Below are 2,931 nucleotides of genomic sequence, written 5' to 3' on the forward strand. Positions count from 1 at the left end.
GTTCCATTTTGTTTTGTCATATCGATCGACCTCCGTGTAATTTACTTAATCATAACACGTTAGCCTCGTACGACTTCTATCCTAACAGAGGGGGACCTCCGTAGACACTTCGTAGATATATATTTAGTCACTTCACTAATCAAAAGCTTAAAATTGATTCTAATAGCTTGTGGTAGTTAGTTCTGAGGCTAGCTCTTTAATACAACTGCTCCTTTAGACAATAAAAAAGAACCCAATCTAATGAAAGACTGGATTCTTAAGATTTTATTAAGAGTATTAATTTCTTTAATCCTTAGTTATCTTTTATTAAATAAGTTTGTAATTGGAGAAAAAGAGTCGTGTGATTTTCGTAAATCATCTGTATCCATTTGAATATATCTTCTCATTGTTCGAATATCCGACCAACCTCCCATTTTCTGTAGTGTAAACGAATCACAACCATTTAAGGTCATATTCTTCGCCCAAGTATGTCGATATACGTGAGCAGTTACTTTCTTGTCTTTTATCCCTGCTTTATCTGCGTAATACTTTAAACGTTTGTTAAAATGATTTTGTCCAAGTGGTTCACCGAATTGAGATAGAAAAACTCTATCTGTTGAAAAATGTTTTTTGTTTTCACCGACCAGTTGCAAAATTAATTTTATGATATGTGAAGAAACTGGTATTAATCTTGGCTTACGATTTTTATTCCTATCTCCTTCTAGTGTTATAAACCTTGTTTGAAAGTCAATATCCACTACTCTTAAACTCAATAATTCACCTGCCCTCATTCCACTATCTGGGAGTAACATCATTGCTACGTAATCTCTAAATCCTACATAATCTCGCATATTAGGCTGTTTAAGGACTGCTTTTACATCTTCATCGGTAAAACAGTTCGTAAGGTCTATATCGTGCTTTAACAGCTTTAATTTCGCTGTTGGATTGACTTCGATATACTCTTCTCTTTCAAGATAGTTAAAGAGTGCTTTATATACTCTAATACGAATGTTGATACTTACTTCTGAAAGCCCTACCTTTTGCTCGCTTTTAATGAATTTATGGTCTTCATACTTCACTCTGTCGTACTGTAGGTAATTAATATAATCTCGAAAAATTTGTACATCGAGTTCATCCACTGATTTAATTTCGTAATTTTGGTTTAACCATTTAACAAAGTAACTCCAGTCCTTCAAATAGTCCCTTAATGTACGTTCTCTTACACCTTCTGCCTTCTTACCTGCAAGTACAATATTCAATGCTTGTTCAAGTTTTAGTATTGGATATTCTTTTTGATTGGTTAAAGTCCTTACTGGTTTTCTTCGTACTTTCTTGTTTAAAGCCATAATAAAAAGCCTCCTTGAAAATTAATGTGTAACGACATTAACAATCAAAAAGGCTGTAGTCCACAATCCTAAATACCCTTAATTAGGGTTGTTTTCATACATTTTGGGGATTGTGTTTCATCCATTTTCAGCTGTAATTCATAACCCTAGCATTTCCCTCTATAAAAGAAAATGCTCTTTCCTTATGTTTAACAAGTCTCTGGTGTACCAGCTTTACTAGCCGTTCTAAACGAAGAACCACAACCGCAAGAAGCGATAGCGTTCGGGTTGTCGATGGTGAATCCGCCACCCATTAAAGATTCTTTGTAATCGATTGTCGTTCCATTTAATATCGAAGCATCCTCTTTAGATACGACGATATCAATACCATGCTGTAAGAGTTCTATGTCATCTTCCTTTTTTTCATGTTCAAAACCCATTCCATAAGAAAGACCGCTACATCCACCACCATTTACCGAGACGCGAAGCATAGATCCTTCTTCTCCATTATGCGTCATCATTTCTTTCACGCGGTATGCTGCCGCTTCAGATATAATCACTACTTCTGCCATCTGAATCACCATTCCTTCCTTTTATATATCATATCAGTGTTTTTACTATCTAGACAAGGATAACTACTTAAGTCAATTGTATTCCATATTAATTTAATTATTTCGCTTTCAAGACAATAGTCAAGTATAATTGAACTAGAAGCTAACTGGATGAAAAGAGGTCTTTTTATGGAAATATCTCCATATTATCAAAAAAGTGTTGAATGTTTACACTGCAAAAAAAAATTTACAACAACTAAAGTCCGATCTAAATTTGTCAAAGTAGAATCCTATGCTTCTGACTTTCAACCAATTTATCAAAACAAGGAAATAAACCCTTTACTCTATAATATATTCGTTTGTGAGCATTGCGGATTTTCGTTTACAGAAGAATTTTCCAAATACTTTGCACCTGGTATGAAGGACGAGATTCAAGAAAAAATTGCAAACAAATGGGTTCCAAGATCATATGGAAATGAAAGAAGCATAGAAGAAGGCATTAGCGCATACAAGCTAGGCATTTTTTGTGGGACAATTAAAAAAGAAAAATTCATCAATATTGCTGGATTAGCACTGCGTACCGCTTGGCTATACCGTTTACAACGACAACATGCGGAAGAACGTCGCTTTATCGAAATAGCAAGAGATCGTTATAATGACTCCTATTCCAACGGAGATTACAGTGGAACTCAAATGTCTGAAACAAGAATGCTCTACTTAATAGCGGAGTTATCCCGAAAAATTGGTCAAATGGAATACGCAACTCGTTACTTTTCAAAAGTGATTGAAACACAAAGTACATCGCTTGAGCCTAAAATTGTGGAAATGGCAAAAGAACGTTGGCAAGAAATTCGAGACAATAAAGAAAAAGAAGCCCTTTATTAATAACGGGTACCGTTACCTATCGCAAAACTGGAATTTACACACAAAAATGCAATTGAAAAATTACAACAAAAAGCACCGCAATTGCGGTGCTTTTTGTATATGACCGTTTGTCAAATTAAGTGCAACAGTTCTTCCTGAAACGCCTCGTATGCAGTTGTCCAGCCAAGGCATTTCCTTGGTCGATTGTTAAT

Annotated in this window: 3 protein-coding genes; 1 reads left to right on the plus strand and 2 read right to left on the minus strand. The window is 35.0% G+C overall.

Features of this window, described 5'->3' with window-relative positions:
* Window positions 1-296: 296 nt before the first annotated feature.
* Both ACIQYS_RS22345 and ACIQYS_RS22350 read right to left on the minus strand, forming a co-directional pair.
* Window positions 297-1,325, minus strand: a complete 1,029-nt coding sequence (locus ACIQYS_RS22345; protein WP_402985234.1) for a tyrosine-type recombinase/integrase — start codon at window positions 1,323-1,325, stop codon at window positions 297-299.
* A 188-nt stretch (window positions 1,326-1,513) separates the two neighbouring features.
* Window positions 1,514-1,876 (minus strand): HesB/IscA family protein, encoded by a 363-nt coding sequence (locus ACIQYS_RS22350; protein ID WP_402985236.1) that lies wholly within the window; start codon window positions 1,874-1,876, stop codon window positions 1,514-1,516.
* Between the two features lie 168 nt (window positions 1,877-2,044).
* Between ACIQYS_RS22350 and ACIQYS_RS22355 the strand changes: the two genes are divergently transcribed.
* Window positions 2,045-2,740: a DUF2225 domain-containing protein gene (locus ACIQYS_RS22355; protein WP_402985238.1), complete on the plus strand. Its 696-nt coding sequence runs from the start codon at window positions 2,045-2,047 to the stop codon at window positions 2,738-2,740.
* The last annotated feature ends 191 nt before the right edge of the window (window positions 2,741-2,931 follow it).

Source organism: Psychrobacillus sp. NPDC096426 (assembly GCF_044762745.1).
Taxonomy (GTDB): domain Bacteria; phylum Bacillota; class Bacilli; order Bacillales_A; family Planococcaceae; genus Psychrobacillus.